This is a genomic window from Bradyrhizobium sp. CB1717 (genome assembly GCF_029714325.1).
GTDB lineage: Bacteria > Pseudomonadota > Alphaproteobacteria > Rhizobiales > Xanthobacteraceae > Bradyrhizobium.
On the sequence record NZ_CP121666.1, the window covers coordinates 8,886,654 to 8,903,739 of the forward strand.

Genomic DNA, 17,086 nt, shown 5'->3' on the forward strand with positions numbered 1-17,086 from the left:
AACAGTCTGGATTGCTTCGTCGCAAGGGCTCCTCGCAATGACGGCGGAGAGATCAGCGAAGAAACTAAAACGGGCTCACCGAGAAATAGCGCAGCCACAGATCGGTGTAGCGGCCTTTTTCCCAGACGCGGAACAGGGCCCAGTTCAGGGCCTGGCGCAGCACGTCGTTGCCCTTGCGGACGGCGATGCCGATGCCTTCGCCGAAGAAGCGGCTCTCGACGAAGGGACCGCCGGAGAAGGCGCAGCAATCGCCGGAATCCGTGCCGTTGATCCAGAACGCGAGCGAGATGGCATCGCCGAAGATGAAGTCGACCTCGCCCTTGCGAAGCGCGGCGCGCATCGCGTCGTCGTTGGGATAGGGGTGCAGCTCGGCGTCGGTGAACATCGCCTTCAGATAGGCCTCATGCGCGGAGCCCGCGATGACGCCGACCTTCTTGCCTTCGAGATATTCGGGGCGGATCTCCGGCATCACCGCATCCTTGCGCGAGACGAAGCGCGCCGGCACGCGGTAATAGGGATCGGTGAAGTCGACGCGGGCGCGCAGCTGCGGGCTCACCGCCATCGAGGCGATGATGGCATCGCCGCGGTTGGAGGTGAGCGCGTCGACCAGCGTCTCGAACCGCCGCATCTGCACCGTGCAGGTGACCTTGATCTCGTCGCAAAGCGCGCGGGCGAGATCGACGTTGAAGCCGGCCGGATTGCCGTCGGCGCCGGTGTAGTTGAACGGCGGATAGTCGGTCTCGGTCAGGAAGCGGATCACGGTCAGACGCGACAGGTCCGGCCGCTCCGGGCGCCGGCGCGGGTCCCAGAACCCGGGCACGGCCTGCGGGGCCGCCTGGGGCGCGGTTTGCGGCGTCGCCTGGGGGGCCGCAGGAGGCTGCTTGGCCGGGGCCTGGGCGTTCGCGCCGGAGAGGCCGGCGAGCAGGCAGAGGCCGACAGCCAGCAAGCCACGGACAGATTTGAACGATTTCGCCTGTTGCGATGGAGCCATCGGCCGAAAGTAATGAATTTCGTTGGGATCAGAGGGCCTTATAGACCATCCACCCGGGAACGCGAGTGCCGATTGCGGCCAGGGTGAAGCTCAGAGATACCGCTTCAGGTCCGCCGCGGCCTCTTCCGGCGTGCGCTTCAGGTTGAACGGCGAGACGAACCTGCCGTCGCGGTCCATCAGGTAGATCAGCGCGGTGTGGTCCATGGTGTAGTCGCCGTCCTTGGTCGGGACCTTCTTGGCATAGACCCGGTAGGAGGTGATGACCTTGGCGGTCTCGGCGGGGTCGCCGGACAGGCCCGCCAGATGCGGATCGAAGCTCGACAGATAGTCCTTCATCGTCGCCGGCGTGTCGCGCTCCGGGTCGACCGAGATGAAAATGGCATTGACCTTGTCGGCGTCCTTGCCCATCGCCCGCAGCACCTCGGACATCTCGAACAGCGAGGTCGGGCAGACGTCGGGACAATGGGTGTAGCCGAAGAAGATCAGGGTCGGCTTGCCCTTCAGGCTCTTGTCGGTGACGGCCTTGCCGTTCTGGTCGGTGAGCTGGAACGGGCCGCCGATCGCGGCGGGCTGCGCCACCTTGCTGACCCCGCCCATGGCCCAGAACATGATCAGGAGCCCGAGGACGAGGCTTGCTGCAAAGGCGGTCGCGATCACCAGCGGGCGGGCGGCGGAACTCATGGGCGGAAAACTTCCTGTCGGGGTCAGAAGCAGGCGGCGAAGCCGGTCCTGATCATTTCGAAGAACACCTGACTGCCGTAGTGGAACCACAGCGCCAGCGCGCCGATCACGACCAGCCCGCCGACACCAGCGCCCGCCAACAGCAGCACGGACGGCGTCCGGCCGGCAGTGGACGAATTGTCCTGTAACGGATGTCCCGGGTGCAGCGGTTGAGCCATGACAAATTTGGGGGCGAAGGCCCCGGTTCCCAGGCTTTCAGATAGGCTTTAGCCCGCCTGCGGGCAAGGCGCTGGCAGCAGACAAGGCGCCGCTGACGGTCTCAATGATCCCGTCATGCCTGTGGTGTCAGTGAAGCAGCTGGCCCCGGGCCGACTCGACCTGCTCCGGTTGCTGGAGGGTCCGGCGTGCCGGCCTGATCGCCGAAGCCTGCGCGTCCATGTAGCAGGGCTTGTACATGGCCTGCAGCTGCTTGCCCCTCAGGAACAGCATATGCGGGGTCAGGCCGCCGCGCTGCGCGATCCAGCGTTTCACCTGCGACGGATACATCGAATAGAGCATCTGGGTCGCTTCGGGATTGGTGACGGCGCGGCCATTGGCGCCGAAATCCCAGGCGGCATGGAAGCCGAGCGTCGCGCTCGAGGTCACGCAGATGCGGTCGTGCGGGATGGCGCCCAGGACGATGGTGCAGGCCGAGGCGCAGAGGCCGTCGATGATGACGGTCTCGCCCGATTGCCTGAGGTCCTGGTATCTGTCGACGTAGGTTCCAATCCGGCCGCCGCGGTCATCCGCGATCCGAACCACCGCGTGAGAAGCCCCCATGCCCGCGATCAAGAGTACCGCCGCAAGCAACCCCGTCAGAAACTTCATTGTCCCCCGCCCCGGTCGAATTCGAATCTGCGTGTCAGGTGGTGATGCAGTGCTAGCGTCCGTCGTAACCAAGGTTTTGTCTAGGCAGGCCGGCTTGATCAAAACAAATTCAAATCCAGTGTTGCGTCCGCGCTGCACCCGGCCGGTCTCTATCCCAAAGTGGAACAAGTTAACGAGGTCTTACGCGCCACGCCCTTGATCTCAGTTACGACCGCTGGCTTCAATCCGGGCAACTACAGGGGAACTCATGGAGGGGGAAGCGCATGGCTGAGGAAACAGACGTCATCGTCGTCGGCGCGGGACTGTCGGGCCTCGTCGCCGCGACCGAGATCGCGGATGCGGGCAAGCGCGTGATCGTGGTGGACCAGGAAGGCGAGCAGTCGATCGGTGGCCAGGCATTCTGGTCGTTCGGCGGATTGTTCCTGGTCGATTCGCCGGAGCAGCGCCGGCTCGGCATCAAGGACTCGTTCGAACTCGCGATGCAGGACTGGCTCGGCACCGCCGGCTTCGACCGCGATGAGGACTTCTGGCCGCGCAAATGGGCCGAGGCCTATGTTGCCTTCGCGGCGGGCGAGAAGCGCGACTGGCTGCGCGCGATGGGCCATCGCATCTTCCCCGTGGTCGGCTGGGCCGAGCGCGGCGGGTATGACGCGATGGGCCACGGCAATTCGGTGCCGCGCTTCCACGTCACCTGGGGCACCGGGCCCGGCATCGTCGAGCCGTTCGAGCGTCGCGCGCGCGAGGCGATGAAGAGCGGCCGCCTCACCTTCAAGTTCCGTCATCGCGTCGATGCGCTCACCATCACCAACGGCACCGTGGATGGCGTCAGCGGCGCCATGCTCGCGCCTGATAATGTGGAGCGCGGCAAGAGTTCCTCGCGCAACGTCGTCGGCGAGTTCGCGCTGAAGGCGCAGGCCGTGATCGTGGCGTCCGGCGGCATCGGCGGCAATCATGATCTGGTGCGCGCGAACTGGCCAAAGCGGCTCGGTGAGCCGCCGAAGTTCATGATCTCCGGCGTGCCCGAGCATGTCGACGGCCGCATGATCGGCATCACCGAAAAGACCGGCGCGCGCCTGATCAACCGCGACCGCATGTGGCACTATGTCGAGGGCATCCAGAACTGGTCACCGATCTGGCCGCGCCACGGCATCCGCATCCTGCCCGGCCCTTCGTCGATGTGGTTCGACGCCACGGGCACGCGATTGCCGGCGCCGCTGTTCCCCGGCTCCGACACGCTCGGCCAGCTGAAATACATCATGTCCACCGGCTATGATTATTCCTGGTTCATCCTGACCCAGAGCATCATCAAAAAAGAATTCGCGCTGTCGGGCTCGGAGCAGAACCCCGATCTCACCGGCAAGAGCTGGCGCATGACCTTGCGCCGCGCCACCAACAAGGGCGCGCCGGCGCCGGTCGAGGCCTTCAAAAGCCATGGTGTCGACTTCATCGTGCGCGACAGGATCGAGGACCTTGTGGCGGAGATGAACAAGCTTGCCGGCAACGACCTGCTCAAGCTCGAGCACATCAAAATGCAGATCGAGGCGCGCGACCGCGAGATCGCCAATCCTTACGTCAAGGACGCGCAGGTCATGAACATCCACAATGCGCGGCGCTATATCGGCGACAGGCTGATCCGCACCGCCTCACCTCATCGCATCCTCGATCCCGCGCAAGGGCCGCTGATCGCGGTCAAGCTCAACATTCTCACCCGCAAGACGCTGGGCGGCTTCGAGACCGATCTCGACTCCCGCGTGTTCGGCGCGGAGGGCCGGGTCATCCCGGGCCTCTATGCGGTCGGCGAAGCCGCAGGCTTCGGCGGCGGCGGCGTGCACGGCTATCGCTCGCTGGAGGGAACCTTCCTCGGCGGCTGCCTGTTCTCGGGCCGCAATGCCGGCCGCGCGGCGGCGAAAGCGGTGGGATAGATCATGCGGCGGTGGATGCAGATCGGGATGTTTGTTGCGGCATTGACCGCTGCCCCGGTCGCATCCGCCGACGTCATCGACGTCAACGGTGTGAAGCGCTCCTACACCTTGCAACTGCCAGCCAAGCGGCTTGTGCCGCTGGTGGTCGTGCTACACGGCAAGACCCAGCGCGGCGCCGACATGATCGCGCGGACGGCGTGGCCGCAGGTCGCGAAACGTGAAGGTTTCGCCGTGGCATTTCCTGACGGCCTCAACCATGCCTGGGCCGATGCGCGGACCAAGGCGGGACCCGCGCTCCGCGGCCCGCCCGACGGCACCGACGACATCGCCTTCATCGCCAAGCTTGTCGAGAAGCTGGTCGCGAACGGCACGGCCGACCCGAAGCGCGTCTATGTCGCCGGCATCTCCAATGGCGGCGCCATGGCGATGACGCTTCTCTGTGCGCGCGCCGATCTGTTCGCGGCCGGCGCCAGCGTGGTCATGAACCTCACCGACGAGGCCGCCGTCACCTGTCATCCGTCGCGGCCGTTGCCGATATTGCTCATGAACGGCACGGCCGACCCGCTGGTCCCCTATGCCGGCGGACGCGGATCGAGCTATTTTGCCGCAGACGGATTCTGGTCGACCGAGGAAACGCTGGAATTCTGGCGCAAGCTCAATGGCTGCGAGTCAGATGATGCGGCCACCGTCGATCTGCCTGACAAGAATTCCGCGGACCAGTCCACGGTCACGCAGATCACCTCGCGCTGCCCGACCGGGCACGACGTCGTGCTCTATCGCGTCAACCATGGCGGTCATCGCATGCCCGGGTTCTCGCCCGATGCCCGCTTCCCGAGGGTTGCGGCCAGCCTGCTCGGCCCGCAGAACGGCGACATCGACGGCGCCGAGACGATCTGGTCATTTTTCAGCCGGTTTCCGTGACGCATGCATCGGAGGTAACGCATGCGTGCCTGGCAACGCATGCGTGCCCGGGGTGGCACGGCGCAGGCCGCTGGGCTAGACAGGGCCGCCATTCCACCAGGAGATCCCAAATGAGCATTCAGCGTTTTGAAACCGGCCCGCGCATGAGCCAGGTCGTCGTGCACGGCAACACCGTCTATCTCGCCGGTGTCGTCGCCAGCAACGCCGCCGGCGAAAGCGTGACCAAGCAGACCCAGGACATCCTGAAGACGATCGACGGCCATCTCGCCAAGGCCGGCACCGACAAGTCGAAGCTGCTCTCGGCCACGATCTACATCACCGACATGAAGACTTTTGGCGAGATGAACGCGGTGTGGGACTCCTGGGTCTCCTCCGGCAACACCCCGGCCCGCGCCACCGTCGAAGCCAAGCTGGCGGCCCCGCAATACACCGTCGAGATCATGGTGACGGCGGCGAAGTAACCTTCGCGAAGCAATACACATCCGAATGAAGCGCGATGAGGCCATCATCGCGCTTCATTTTTTTGCACGTGCCGATGACCTCCGAGGTAATCGATCAGCGCGCGCAAACCTTCGATAGTGAGGGACAGCCGGACACGGCGTCATCGAAGGAGAGCAACATGACCGACCACACCGCCATCGCCCACTGCTATATCGATCTCTGGAACGAGCGCAGACGAGCCGCCGGCGCGAGCTGCTGAGCGAGACCTGGACGGCGGACGCGAGCTATGTCGATCCGTTGATGAAGGGCGACGGCCGGGAGGGCATCGACGCGCTGATCGCGGGCGTGCAGCAGCGTTTTCCCGATTTCAAGTTCAAGCTGATCGGCGAGCCCAACGGCTATGGCGACCATGTGCGCTTTTCGTGGGGGCTCGGTCCTGACGGCGTCGACAGCCCGATCAAGGGGACGGATTTCGCCGTGTTGAAGGACGGGCGGATCAGGAGCGTGACGGGGTTTCTGGATCAGGTGCCTGCGGGGGCGTGAGGTCTCTTACCCTCCCCTGGAGGGGGAGGGTCGGCTCACATGGAGCGCAGCGACATGTGAGACGGGGTGGGGTGACAGTCTCTCCATCGAGGCGGTGCCCCCGTGGAGGGATCACCCCGCCCCGCTCGCGCTGCGCGCGATCGACCCTCCCCTCCAGGGGAAGGTGGGAGCCCGCGGATTCGGTCTAACTTACAATCCGCAGCCGATACGCAGCCTTCGCGTTCACCCCAAACGCCTTCTCACGCACATTCGTCCCCAGCTTCGCCAGGCACGCTTCCAGTGCACCTTTGATTTCTCCGTAGCTGCCCGCGAGCAGGCACACCGGCCAGTCCGAGCCGTAGATCAAACGGTCCTCGCCGAAACATTTTGCGGCGTGCGCAACGAACGGGAGCAGTTGCTCGGCATCCCAATCATCCCACTTCGCCTCCGTCGCGAGGCCGGAGATCTTGCACCAGACGTTGCCGCAGGCAGCCAGCGCTGCGATGCGGTCCGTCCATTCGTCGCTTCCGCCATCGGCGATCGGCGGTTTTGCGGCATGATCCAGCACGAAGCGCGCCTGCGGGAAGGCCTGTGCGGTTGCGATCGCGGCCGGAAGCTCGCGGGTGCGGACGAGGAAATCGTAGGCGAGATCGCGGGCGAACACTGCGGTGAGGCCGCGCTGGACGTCTTCGCGCAGCAGCCAATCCGCATCAAGCTCATCGTGGACCTGGTGGCGGATACCGACCAGCTTGTCGCCGCCGGGCAACGCGCGCAACCGGTCGAGCGTGTCGCCGAGGTCGCCATCGGTCAGATCGGCCCATCCGACGACGCCGACGACAAAAGGGTTTTCGTGCGCAATCCGCAAGAACTCCCCGGTCTCCTCCCGCGCGGAGCGGCACTGCACGACGATGCTGGCGTCGATGCCGCTCGCCTTCAACAGCGGCGCGAGATCGGCGGGGCCGAAGGCGCGGCGGATCGGTGACAGCTCGGGCGCGTCCATCCAAGGATAGTCGGCGCGTGCGGGGTCCCAGAAATGCTGATGAGCGTCGATGATCATGCCTTATGCCCCACCCGGCAGCGGCGCCCGCGCGTCGACGAGGTTTCGCGCGCGCAGCTCCTGCCAGAATGCCGCCGGCACCGCCGTCTCCGACATCGCGATATTGTCGGCGACCTCGCCGGCATTGCGCGCGCCCATCACAGCAACAGTCACCGCCGGATGGGCCATGCAGAACTGCAGCGCGGCCGCCTTCAGCTCGGTGCCGTGCTTGCGGCACAGCTCGTCGAGCGCGAGCGCGCGCGCGACGAGCTCCGCGTCGGCGTCCTGATAATTGAACTTCGCGCCCGCGTGCGGATTGGCCAGGATGCCGCTGTTGTAGATGCCGCCGAGCAGGATGCCGATATTCCCGGCCTGACAGACCGGAAACAGCGCATCCAGCGCGCCCTGGTCGAGCAGCGTGTAACGCCCGGCGAGCAGGAAGCAGTCGACGGGCACGGCTTCGGCGAAGCGGACCGGCATCTCCGACTGGTTCATGCCGGCGCCGATCGCCTTGACGGTGCCGTCACTGCGCAGTCGCTGGAGCGCGCGGAAGGCACCGGTGACGGCTTCGTCATAGTGATCGTCGGGATCGTGCACCAGCAGGACGTCGACGCGGTCGAGCCCGAGGCGGGCAAGGCTCTCCTCGACCGAGCGCATCACGCCGTCATAGCTGAAATCGAACACCGGCCGCTCGCGCGGCGTGCCCTTGTAGTGTTCGTCCTCGGCGGCGCCGCCATCGGGGGCGCGCAGCAGGCGGCCGACCTTGGTCGATATGGTATAGGACTCGCGCAGTTGTTGACGCAGGAACGCGCCGAGCCGGCGTTCCGCGAGGCCAAAGCCGTAGAGCGGCGCGGTATCGAAAAAGCGGACCCCGGCGGACCAGGCGCGCGCGACCGTCGCCTCCGCATCGGCATCGCTGACAGGGCTGAACAATCCGCCCAGCGGGGCGGAACCGAGACCGATTGAGGTGACGTCGAGAGAGCCGAGCCGCGAGCGTTTCATTCCCATTGCCTTACAGTCTTCATTCCAGCAGTCCAAACATCATCTCTCCCGCTTGCGGCAAGCGCAAGCGGGAGAGGCACGCAGGAGCGCGGGGCTGGCGGCGCTCCTACTTCAGCATCTGCGCGACGTTGTCCTTGGTGACGAGATCGAGGCCGGTGTAGACGATCTCCGGCACCTTCTCGCCCTTCTTGATGGCGAGCAGCGTGTCCATCGCCTTCTCGCCCATCTCGAACGGACGCTGGCCGACCAGCGCATTGGCATAGCCGTCACGCAGCAGCTCGAGCTGCATCTTCAGCGTGTCGGCGACGACCAGCGTGAACTTGCCGGAATCGATGTCCTTCTTGTTCCTGGAGGCGAAGGCTTTGAAGCCTTCGGGGGCGAACATCGGCCAGCCGCCGATGGGAACGATGGCGGCGAGATCCGGCGTTGCGGTGCGCATGTCCGTCATCTGCTGGACCGCGAGCGCGGGATCGTCGTTGCAGAAAGTCGGGGAGCCCGCGACCTCGGTCCATTTCGAACCCTTCAGCGCCTCGCGCACGCCATCGACGCGCTCAGCGAGGTTCTTGGCGCCGGGACCGCCCGAGACCATCGCGTATTTGCCGCCGTCGGGCCGCATCTTCAGCAATTGCTTGCCGAGCGCGACGCCGAACTCCTTGTTGTTGGTGCCGATATAGGCGATGCGCTTCGAGCCCGGTGCATCCGCATCGAAGGTGATGACGGGAATGCCGGCCGCGGTCGCCGCCTCGATCGACTTGGTCATGGCCGCGACGTCGGCGACCGAGATGGCGAGGCCGTCGACCTTCTGGGTGACGAAGTCCTGGATGATCTGCGCCTGCGTCGCCGGCTCGTGCTCGACCGGCCCCTTGTAGATGCACTCGATATTGCCGAGCTCCTTGGCGCGCTTCAGGCAGCCGTCGCGCGCAAAGTCGAAGAACGGATTGTTCATCGCCTTGGGCACGATCACGAAGCGGTAGTTCGCGGCGAACGCCGGCGTTGCCATCATCGCAACGGCGATACCGGCCAGAAGCAGTTTCCTCATTGTCTCCTCCACCCTTGTTTGGTGCCCATCCCCTCAAAAGCGTCCGGGAAGCGGACAGGCGGCATTTTCGTTGCCTTCCCGAAGCGACGTCACGTCAGGTCATCCGCGAGCGGATGCGATCGACCAGCACGGCCAGGATGATGATCACGCCCACCAGCGTCTGCTGCCAGTAGGAGGAGACCTGCGCCAGCACGAGACCGTTGCGGATCACCTCGAGCAGCACGCAGCCGACGATGGCGCCGAGCGGGCCGCCGATGCCGCCGGCAAGGTTGGCGCCGCCGATCACGGCCGCGGCGATCACGTTGAGCTCGTAGGAGGTCGCCATGTTGGCCGGCGCCGATCCGAGCCAGCCGGAGATGATGATGCCCTGGAGGCCCGCGGCGAGCGCGCAGATCACATAGACCTCGATCTTCACCCGCACCACCGGGATGCCGGTCAGCTCCGCCGCCTTCTCGTTGCCGCCGAGCGCGAAGACGTGGCGGCCGAACGAGGTGTGGTGCAGCACCACGGCCATCGTCAGCGCGAGGATCACGAGATAGATGAACGGCGCGGGCACCCCGAGCACGTCGCCGGAGGTGAGCGCGTAGAAATAATCGGCATCCGGCCCGCCCGGGAAACTGCCGCGGCCATTGGAGACGACATAGCCGAGCCCGCGCACGATCGAGAGCATGCCGAGCGTGGTGACGAAGGGCGACAGGCCGAGCACGGCGATGCAGAAGCCGTTGACGAGGCCCGCGATCAGCGCGACGCCGAGCCCGGCGAGGATCGACACCAGCAGGATCAGCCCCGGCACGTTGGCGAGCACGGTCTTGCCGTCGGCCGCCGTATGCACGAACAGCGAGGCGCCGAGCCCGCCCGGCGTCGACAGCTCGGTCATCACCATCGAGGTGATCATGGCCGAAAAACACATCATCGAGCCGACCGACAGGTCGATGCCGCCGATGATGATCACGAAGGTGACGCCGAGCGTGGCGATGGCGATGAACGAGAAGTTCTTCGCCACGTTCTGGATGTTGCCTTGGGTGAAGAAGTACGGGCTGGCGAAATGCATGATCACCAGCAGCACTGCCAGCGCGAGCAGGACGTAGCCGGTCTGGGAGGCGAAGATGCCGCGCTGCCACCACCTGATCTTGCCGACATTGGTGAAGCTGATCGGGGATTCCATGGGCATGGCCATCACGCCGCCTCCTTCGCGCCGGTGATGAGAGCGGTGACTTCCTCCGGCGAGGTCTCGTGGATCGGCTTGTCGGCGCGCTTCTCGCCGCGGCGCATGACGATGACGCGGTCGCACACCGCAAACACGTCGGGCATGCGGTGCGAGATCAGCATCACGGCAACGCCCTGCTCCTTCAGCCGGTGGATCAGGCCGAGCACCTGCTCGACCTGTCGCACCGAGATGGCGGCGGTCGGCTCGTCCATCATCACCAACCGCGCATTGGACAGGCGCGTCCGCGCGATCGCAACGGCCTGGCGCTGGCCGCCGGACATCTGCTTGACGAGATCGTCGGGCCGCGTCTCCGAGCGCAGCTCGCCGAACAATTCCAGCGCGCGTGCCGCCATCGCCTTGTGATCGAGCAAGGCGATGGGTCCGAATTTGCGCTTCAGCTCGCGGCCGAGAAAGACGTTGGCGGCCGCGGTCAGATTGTCCGATAGCGCGAGATCCTGGTAGACCACCTCGATGCCGACGGCGCGGGCATCGACGGGCCGGTTGAAATGGACCGCGCTGCCGGCAAAGCGCATCTCGCCGTGGGTGGGGCGGAAATTGCCGGCGATGATCTTGACCAGCGTCGACTTGCCGGCGCCATTGTCGCCCATCAGGCCGACCACCTCTCCCGGAAAGACCTGCATGTCGACGTCATGCAGCGCGCGGATCGCGCCGAACTCCTTGCCGATGCCGGTGAGCTCGAGGACCGGTGTTGCTTCAGCGCTTGCCATCAGCGGCGTTCCTCAGACGTAGCGGTTGACGAGGGATTCCAGATATTCCTGCCGGCCCGAGCGCGGCTGCGGATCGAAGCCGGGACTCATCGCACGGTCGGCGAGATCGGCGAGCGAGCGCTGGCCGCCGAGAATGGCGCGGCCTTCGGGGCCGGCCCATCCGTCGTAGCGCGTGGCGATCGGCGTGGTGAGCGCGCCGGCATCGAGCATGTCGGCGGCGGCGAGGAAGGCGCGCGCGCAGGCATCCATCGAGCCGACATGGGCATGGATGAGATCATCGGGGTCGATCGACTGGCGGCGGATCTTGGCGTCGAAATTGAGCCCGCCCGAGGTGAAGCCGCCGCGGTTCAGGATCTCGTGGAACACCAGCGTCAATTCGGGGACGTTCATCGCGAACTGGTCGGTGTCCCAGCCGAGCAGATCGTCGCCGCGATTGATGTCGAGCGAGCCGAACACGCCGAGCGCCTCGGCCAGCGCGACCTCGTGATGGAAGGAGTGTCCGGCGAGGATGGCGTGGTTCTGCTCGATGTTGAGCTTGACGTCCTTGAGCAGGTCGTAGCGTTCGAGGAAGCCGTAGCAGGTGGCGACATCGAAATCATATTGATGCTTGGTCGGCTCCTTGGGCTTGGGCTCGATCAGGATCGGGCCCTTGAAACCGATCTTGTGCTTGTGCTCGACCACGAGGGAGACGAAGCGGCCGAGCTGGTCGAGCTCGCGCTTGAGATCGGTGTTGAGCAGCGTCTCATAACCCTCGCGCCCGCCCCACAGCACATAGTTCTGGCCGCCGAGGCGGTGCGTCACCTCGAGCGCCGCGCGGACCTGGCCGGCGGCATAAGTGAAGATATCGGGGTCCGGGTTGGTCGCGGCGCCCGCCATGTAGCGGCGATGCGTGAACAAATTGGCGGTGCCCCAGAGCAGGCGGACCTTTGCGGAGGCCATCTTCTGTTCGAACAGATCGGCGATGGCGTTGAGGTTGGCGACGGATTCTCTGAGTGAATGGCCTTCCGGCGCCGCGTCGACGTCGTGGAAGGTGAAGAAGGGCACGTCCAGCAGGCGGAACAGCTCGAAGGCGACATCGGCCTTGGCCCGGGCCATCGCCATCGCGTCGGTGCCGCGATGCCAGGGCCGCAAGAAGGTCTCGCCGCCGAAGGGATCGCTGCCCGGCCAGCACAGCGAATGCCAGTAGCAGACCGCAAAGCGTAAGTGATCCTCGAGCCGGCGGCCGTGGACGAGGCGGTCCTTGTCGTACCAGCGGAAGGCATGCGTGTTCGCCGCATCCTTGCCGGCAAAGGCGACGGGCGTCGTTGCATCGAAGAATTTGGCTGGCGCGTTCACTTAAAGAGTCTCCTTCAATGCGGGATAAAGCGCGCGCCAGCGACGATAGGCCTCGTCATAGGCGGCGGTCAGGGATGCGCGGGGCGCGAAGCTCGCGAGCCGGCGCGGACGGGTGCAGATTTTGGCCGGATCTTCGCCGGTGGCGGCGAGTCGGCCGAGCCGTGCGGCGCCGAGCGCGGCCCCGACCTCGCCCTCCTCGACGCGGTGGACGGGAATGCCGAGCACGTCGGCGCAGATCTGCGCCCATAGCGGCGAGCGCGAGCCGCCGCCGACGAGATCGACTTCGTTGATCGGCCCGCTCGCAGCGCTCAAGGCCGCCAGATTGTCACGCGCGGCGAAGGCGACGCCTTCGAGCACGGCCTGGACGATCTGGGAACGCCCGGTCGCGCCGCGCAGGCCGACGAAGGCACCGCTGGCGGCGGCATCGTTGTGCGGCGTGCGTTCGCCATCGAGATAAGGCAGGAATTTGATGGGGCTCGGCCCGTCGACGCGCTCGCCGAGCGGCGCGAGCAGCGCGGCTGCCGGCGTCTCCATCACGTCGGACAGCCAGGCCAGCGAAGCCGCCGCCGACAGCATTACGCCCATCTGGTGCCAGAGGCCGGGCAGCGCGTGGCAGAAGGCATGCACCGCTGAAGCCGGCGCCGGAGCGAACCGATCGGTGACACGGAACACCACGCCGGAGGTGCCGAGCGACAGGAACGCATCGCCCGGTGCGATGGCGCCGAGCCCGATCGCGCTCGCCGCATTGTCGCCGGCACCGCCGGCGACCACGACGTCTTTCGCCATCCCCCAGCGCTGCGCGTATTCCGGCGCAAGCACGGCGCTCACCGCGCTACCTTCGACGAGGCGCGGCATGTGGTGGAGATCGAGGCCGGTCGCATGCAGCAGCAGGGCCGACCAGCGCCGCTGGCCGACATCGAGCCACAGCGTGCCGGCGGCGTCCGACATGTCCTCGACCAACTCGCCGCTCAGGCGGTAGCGGACATAGGCCTTCGGCAGCAGCACCTTGGCGACGCGCTTGAATATTTCGGGCTCATGCCGCGCGACCCAGAGCAGCTTTGGCGCGGTGAAGCCGGGCATCGCCAGATTGCCGGCGATGGCGTGCAACGACGGACAGCGCCGTTCCAGCATGACGCATTCGGCCTGCGAACGGCCGTCGTTCCAGAGGATCGCGGGACGCAGCGGCCGTCCGTCTGCGCCGAGCAGCGTCGCACCATGCATCTGGCCTGACAGGCCGATGCCGGCGACCCGCGCGATCTCGCGCGGATGGTGGCTGGCGAGATCATCGACCGCGCCGATCGCGCCCTCGACCCAGGCGTCGGGATCCTGCTCGGACCACAGCGGCGCCGGATGCGACAGCGCGAGCTCGCGCGCCGCCGTCGCGACCACCGCGCCGGCTTCGTTCACGAGAACCGCCTTCACACCGGACGTGCCGATGTCCAGTCCGAGATACACGTCACCCTCCCTTTTGTCTGTCGCGGTGTGCGAGCTTGGTGTCGCCTTCCCCGCAACGGGTCGTTTCCAAATCCACCTGCCGCTAAGGCAGATTGTCCCGCATCACGATGTCGATCCTGATCTTCTCCTGCTCGCGCAGGATCGGCTCGCCGCGGGCGAGCGCGAGCAGCACGCGCACGGCGGCTCGCGCCTCATGTCCCGGATTCTGCGAGATCGCGGCATCCATTACGCCCTGGAGCAGCAGCCGGCGCGTCAGCGCGGTAACGTCGTGCCCGACAAACACGACCTTGTCGCGGCCGGCCTCGCTCAACGCTTTGGCGACGCCCTGCGTGCCGGCGCCGACGTTGTAAAGGCCGACAATGTCAGCATGCCTGCCCAGCAGCCGTGCCAGGAGCTGCTCCGAGCGCGCGTCCTCGTCGCGCCCTTCCAGCACCGGCAGCACGCTGAGACCAGGGAATTCACTCGCCATCACCTGGTTGAAGCCGAAGATGCGCTCGGCGTGGTCGCGCAGGCCCTGCGATCCCGCGACGATCGCGACCTTGCCCGAGCGCCCGCCGACCAGCCGCCCGACCAGCGCCCCGGCGGTGCGGCCCGCGGCGATGTTGTCGATGCCGACATAATGGTGGCGGCGCGAGGACGGCACGTCCGAGACCAGCGTCACGATCTTGGTGCCGGTGTCGACGAGGTCGTTGATGGCGGCACGGACGGTGGGATGATCCAGCGCCACCACGGCGACGCCGTCGTAATCGCCGGACAGCGCCTCCAGCGAGGCGGCCAGCACGGAGGCGTCGAACACGTCGGTTGCAATCATCTCGACGCCGAGGCGGCGGGCCGAGAGCCAGCCTGACATCTCGCCGAGATAGGCCTCGATCTGCTGCATGAACGGGTTCGGCCCCGACGGCATCACGAAAGCAAAGCGGCGGGCGCGGCCGCGGGCGAGTTCCGCGGCCGCCACATGCGGCTGAAAGGAATTGCGCTCGATCGCTTCCCGGACGCGCCGGACCGTGTCCGCCCGCACGCCCGGCCGGTTGTGCAGCACGCGGTCGACCGTCGCGAGGCTGACGCCCGCCTCGCGGGCGATGTCCTTCAGCGTGAGCGCGGCGGTGGTGAGCGTCTCGGCCATGGCTGAAGGCTAGCAGAGGTGTTTTGAGGTACGCAACTCATTTTGAGGGGCAAGAGGGGCTGACGGCATTTTACGGCCCCCGGTTGCGCCGGACCGGAACTACCCGCCGATCAGATCCAGCGTCAGGAACAGGCTGTTGGGGTCTTCGGCATAACCCTCGAACGGGTCGCAGAGCACAAAACCGTGCGCCTGGTAGAGCGCATGCGCCGGCTTGAAATAATCCCATGAGCCGGTCTCGAGGCAGAGCCGCTGCAGGCCGCGCGCACGGGCCTCGGTGATGATATGACGGAGCATCTGGCCGCCATAGCCGCGCCGCCGCGCGGTCTGCAGCGTGTGCATCGACTTCACCTCGCCGTGGCCGGCCGAGAGCGCCTTCAGCGCGCCGGTGGCGACCAGCGTGTCGCCGTCCCAGCCGGTCCAGAACGCGACGTCGCTGGCGCGAAGGCCTGCGAGATCGAGCGCATGCGCGCTGCCGGGCGCTGTCTGCGCCCGAGCCGCCGTGACGTGATGATCGAGCAGCGCGATGACGCGGGGATCGAAGGTGTCGCCGGTGCGGATCTCGATCGTCACGGCCGCACTCCGCTTGCGAGCTGCTTCTGCATGAAGACGAGGTCGAGCCAGCGGCCGAACTTGCAGCCGACCTCCGGCATGCGGCCGACCTCGGCGAAGCCGAGCGAGGCATGCAAGGCGATCGAGGCGGCGTTGGCGGCCTCGATGCCGGCGATCATGGCGTGCTTGTCGAGCGCGGTAGCGCGCTCGATCAGCGTCGCCATCAGGCAGCGGCCGACGCCGAGCCGGTGATGCCGCTCGCCGACATAGACCGAGTTCTCGACGGTGTGGCGATAGCCTGGAAAGGGGCGGAAATCGCCGAACGAGGCGAAGCCGACGACGTCCCTGCCCTTCATCGCGACCAGCACGGGATAGCCGGCCTGTTGCCGCGCGCTCATCCACGCGCGCCGCGAGGCGAGGTCGGCCGGGCCGTCGGTCCAGACCGCCGTGGTGTTGACCGCGGCGTAATTGTAGATGGCCAAGATGTCGGTGGCATCTTCCAGCGTGGCGTCCCGCACGATCAGCGGCATCACATTTTCCCGTAAGAGGTGCCGCGCCGCGTGATGATGACGTAGCGCGCGTCCTGCCTGGTCTCGTTCTCGAAGGTCACCGCGCGCATCACGTCGAAGTCGAGACAGTCGCCGTCGTGCAGGCGCACGGTCTTGGCATCGATATGCACGCAGACCGCGCCCTCCAGCATCAGGAGCTGCTGGGTGAAGGCGTTGCGGCCCCAGGGGCTGTAGGAGACGCGCGCGCCGGCCGGCAGGTCGACGACGATGATCTCGATGCCGCTCGCCGCATCCGGCGGCGAGGCGTGACGCCGGCGATAGCCGCTGTCGGGATCGCGCCAGTGCGGTTGGTCCGCCAGCCGCACCAGGCGCTCCGGCGGCTTCTCCGCGAGCGCGACGACATCGCTGAGCGTGACGTCGAGCGCCGCACAGAGCTTGTTGAGCAGCGCCGCCGTCGCGCTGCTCTGCGCCCGCTCCACCCGCCCGATCATGGCCCGGCTGACACCGGAGCGGCCTGCGAGTTCGTTCAACGTCATGCCCGCCTGCGTCCTCAACGTCTTCAAGCGACGACCGATCGCACGGTCGAGTTTCTGCTGGTCCATGGTCTTCATCCAAACATTGCCCGACACGAGGACCGCACCCATCAGGGCGAGAGAAGCTTAAGCCGGGCGAGCCGCGCGTGCCGGGAGCCAGGAGCTAATATATTAGAATGTTTGGGCGGCAAACTCCCCGGCGTCTTGCCGCAGCCCGCCTGGAAA

The 17,086-nt window shown here is 66.4% G+C and carries 18 protein-coding genes and 1 pseudogene; 4 read left to right on the forward strand and 15 right to left on the reverse strand.

The annotated features are described in order from the left end of the window. Positions 1-64: 64 nt before the first annotated feature. The 4 genes from QA649_RS41350 to QA649_RS41365 all read right to left on the reverse strand — a co-directional run bounded on the left by QA649_RS41350 (position 65) and on the right by QA649_RS41365 (position 2,539). On the reverse strand, positions 65-991 hold the full coding sequence (locus QA649_RS41350; RefSeq protein WP_283022174.1) for a transporter substrate-binding domain-containing protein: 927 nt from the start codon (positions 989-991) through the stop codon (positions 65-67). A gap of 90 nt (positions 992-1,081) precedes the next feature. Further along, complete coding sequence (locus QA649_RS41355; RefSeq protein WP_283022175.1) at positions 1,082-1,672, reverse strand: SCO family protein; 591 nt, start codon at positions 1,670-1,672, stop codon at positions 1,082-1,084. A gap of 23 nt (positions 1,673-1,695) precedes the next feature. Next, positions 1,696-1,890: a hypothetical protein gene (locus tag QA649_RS41360; RefSeq protein WP_018644935.1), complete on the reverse strand. Its 195-nt coding sequence runs from the start codon at positions 1,888-1,890 to the stop codon at positions 1,696-1,698. 127 nt (positions 1,891-2,017) lie between these two features. Further along, complete coding sequence (locus QA649_RS41365; RefSeq protein WP_283022176.1) at positions 2,018-2,539, reverse strand: hypothetical protein; 522 nt, start codon at positions 2,537-2,539, stop codon at positions 2,018-2,020. 263 nt (positions 2,540-2,802) lie between these two features. On the opposite strand from QA649_RS41365, the gene QA649_RS41370 reads away from it, so the two are divergent. From QA649_RS41370 to QA649_RS41385, 4 genes and pseudogenes are all read left to right on the forward strand, one after another. Then, a complete protein-coding gene (locus tag QA649_RS41370) occupies positions 2,803-4,461 on the forward strand; it encodes an FAD-binding dehydrogenase (protein ID WP_283022177.1) in 1,659 nt (552 codons plus the stop codon). A gap of 3 nt (positions 4,462-4,464) precedes the next feature. Beyond that, positions 4,465-5,382 (forward strand): PHB depolymerase family esterase, encoded by a 918-nt coding sequence (locus tag QA649_RS41375; RefSeq protein WP_283022178.1) that lies wholly within the window; start codon positions 4,465-4,467, stop codon positions 5,380-5,382. Positions 5,383-5,492: 110 nt separating this feature from the next. Continuing rightward, positions 5,493-5,843, forward strand: a complete 351-nt coding sequence (locus QA649_RS41380) for a RidA family protein (RefSeq protein ID WP_283022179.1) — start codon at positions 5,493-5,495, stop codon at positions 5,841-5,843. A gap of 158 nt (positions 5,844-6,001) precedes the next feature. Continuing rightward, positions 6,002-6,366: pseudogene (locus QA649_RS41385) on the forward strand (nuclear transport factor 2 family protein). A 184-nt stretch (positions 6,367-6,550) separates the two neighbouring features. On the opposite strand, the gene QA649_RS41390 reads toward QA649_RS41385, so the two are convergent. The 11 genes from QA649_RS41390 to QA649_RS41440 form a co-directional block, all read right to left on the reverse strand. Further along, positions 6,551-7,402 carry an amidohydrolase family protein gene (locus QA649_RS41390; RefSeq protein WP_283022180.1) on the reverse strand — a complete coding sequence of 284 codons (852 nt, stop codon included), beginning with the start codon at positions 7,400-7,402 and terminating at the stop codon, positions 6,551-6,553. Between the two features lie 3 nt (positions 7,403-7,405). Then, positions 7,406-8,383, reverse strand: a complete 978-nt coding sequence (locus QA649_RS41395) for an aldo/keto reductase (RefSeq protein WP_283022181.1) — start codon at positions 8,381-8,383, stop codon at positions 7,406-7,408. Between the two features lie 106 nt (positions 8,384-8,489). Then, positions 8,490-9,422: a sugar-binding protein gene (locus QA649_RS41400; RefSeq protein ID WP_063203761.1), complete on the reverse strand. Its 933-nt coding sequence runs from the start codon at positions 9,420-9,422 to the stop codon at positions 8,490-8,492. A gap of 94 nt (positions 9,423-9,516) precedes the next feature. Continuing rightward, positions 9,517-10,599, reverse strand: a complete 1,083-nt coding sequence (locus tag QA649_RS41405; protein WP_283022182.1) for an ABC transporter permease — start codon at positions 10,597-10,599, stop codon at positions 9,517-9,519. After that, entirely contained in the window at positions 10,599-11,357 is a 759-nt protein-coding gene (locus tag QA649_RS41410; RefSeq protein ID WP_283022183.1) for an ATP-binding cassette domain-containing protein, read from the reverse strand. Before QA649_RS41410 ends, QA649_RS41405 begins: the two co-directional genes overlap by 1 nt. A 12-nt stretch (positions 11,358-11,369) precedes the next feature. Beyond that, positions 11,370-12,692, reverse strand: coding sequence for a xylose isomerase (gene xylA, locus QA649_RS41415; RefSeq protein ID WP_283022184.1), 1,323 nt, complete (start codon positions 12,690-12,692; stop codon positions 11,370-11,372). Further along, complete coding sequence (gene xylB / locus QA649_RS41420; protein WP_283022185.1) at positions 12,693-14,147, reverse strand: xylulokinase; 1,455 nt, start codon at positions 14,145-14,147, stop codon at positions 12,693-12,695. 82 nt (positions 14,148-14,229) lie between these two features. After that, positions 14,230-15,270, reverse strand: coding sequence for a LacI family DNA-binding transcriptional regulator (locus tag QA649_RS41425; RefSeq protein ID WP_283022186.1), 1,041 nt, complete (start codon positions 15,268-15,270; stop codon positions 14,230-14,232). 99 nt (positions 15,271-15,369) lie between these two features. After that, complete coding sequence (locus QA649_RS41430; RefSeq protein ID WP_283026216.1) at positions 15,370-15,834, reverse strand: GNAT family N-acetyltransferase; 465 nt, start codon at positions 15,832-15,834, stop codon at positions 15,370-15,372. 2 nt (positions 15,835-15,836) lie between these two features. Next, positions 15,837-16,349 carry a GNAT family N-acetyltransferase gene (locus QA649_RS41435; RefSeq protein WP_283022187.1) on the reverse strand — a complete coding sequence of 171 codons (513 nt, stop codon included), beginning with the start codon at positions 16,347-16,349 and terminating at the stop codon, positions 15,837-15,839. Beyond that, a complete protein-coding gene (locus QA649_RS41440; RefSeq protein WP_283022188.1) occupies positions 16,349-16,930 on the reverse strand; it encodes an XRE family transcriptional regulator in 582 nt (193 codons plus the stop codon). Before QA649_RS41440 ends, QA649_RS41435 begins: the two co-directional genes overlap by 1 nt. Between the last annotated feature and the right edge of the window lie 156 nt (positions 16,931-17,086).

Excerpts from the sequence above, each read along its gene's own strand:
- QA649_RS41350 (WP_283022174.1), bottom strand. The coding sequence starts at position 991 with ATGGCTCCATCGCAACAGGCGAAATCGTTCAAATCTGTCCGTGGCTTG.
- QA649_RS41355 (WP_283022175.1), bottom strand. The coding sequence starts at position 1,672 with ATGAGTTCCGCCGCCCGCCCGCTGGTGATCGCGACCGCCTTTGCAGCA.
- QA649_RS41360 (WP_018644935.1), bottom strand. The coding sequence starts at position 1,890 with ATGGCTCAACCGCTGCACCCGGGACATCCGTTACAGGACAATTCGTCC.
- QA649_RS41365 (WP_283022176.1), bottom strand. The coding sequence starts at position 2,539 with ATGAAGTTTCTGACGGGGTTGCTTGCGGCGGTACTCTTGATCGCGGGC.
- QA649_RS41370 (WP_283022177.1), top strand. The coding sequence starts at position 2,803 with ATGGCTGAGGAAACAGACGTCATCGTCGTCGGCGCGGGACTGTCGGGC.
- QA649_RS41375 (WP_283022178.1), top strand. The coding sequence starts at position 4,465 with ATGCGGCGGTGGATGCAGATCGGGATGTTTGTTGCGGCATTGACCGCT.
- QA649_RS41380 (WP_283022179.1), top strand. The coding sequence starts at position 5,493 with ATGAGCATTCAGCGTTTTGAAACCGGCCCGCGCATGAGCCAGGTCGTC.
- QA649_RS41390 (WP_283022180.1), bottom strand. The coding sequence starts at position 7,402 with ATGATCATCGACGCTCATCAGCATTTCTGGGACCCCGCACGCGCCGAC.
- QA649_RS41395 (WP_283022181.1), bottom strand. The coding sequence starts at position 8,383 with ATGAAACGCTCGCGGCTCGGCTCTCTCGACGTCACCTCAATCGGTCTC.
- QA649_RS41400 (WP_063203761.1), bottom strand. The coding sequence starts at position 9,422 with ATGAGGAAACTGCTTCTGGCCGGTATCGCCGTTGCGATGATGGCAACG.
- QA649_RS41405 (WP_283022182.1), bottom strand. The coding sequence starts at position 10,599 with ATGGCCATGCCCATGGAATCCCCGATCAGCTTCACCAATGTCGGCAAG.
- QA649_RS41410 (WP_283022183.1), bottom strand. The coding sequence starts at position 11,357 with ATGGCAAGCGCTGAAGCAACACCGGTCCTCGAGCTCACCGGCATCGGC.
- QA649_RS41425 (WP_283022186.1), bottom strand. The coding sequence starts at position 15,270 with ATGGCCGAGACGCTCACCACCGCCGCGCTCACGCTGAAGGACATCGCC.
- QA649_RS41435 (WP_283022187.1), bottom strand. The coding sequence starts at position 16,349 with ATGCCGCTGATCGTGCGGGACGCCACGCTGGAAGATGCCACCGACATC.
- QA649_RS41440 (WP_283022188.1), bottom strand. The coding sequence starts at position 16,930 with ATGGACCAGCAGAAACTCGACCGTGCGATCGGTCGTCGCTTGAAGACG.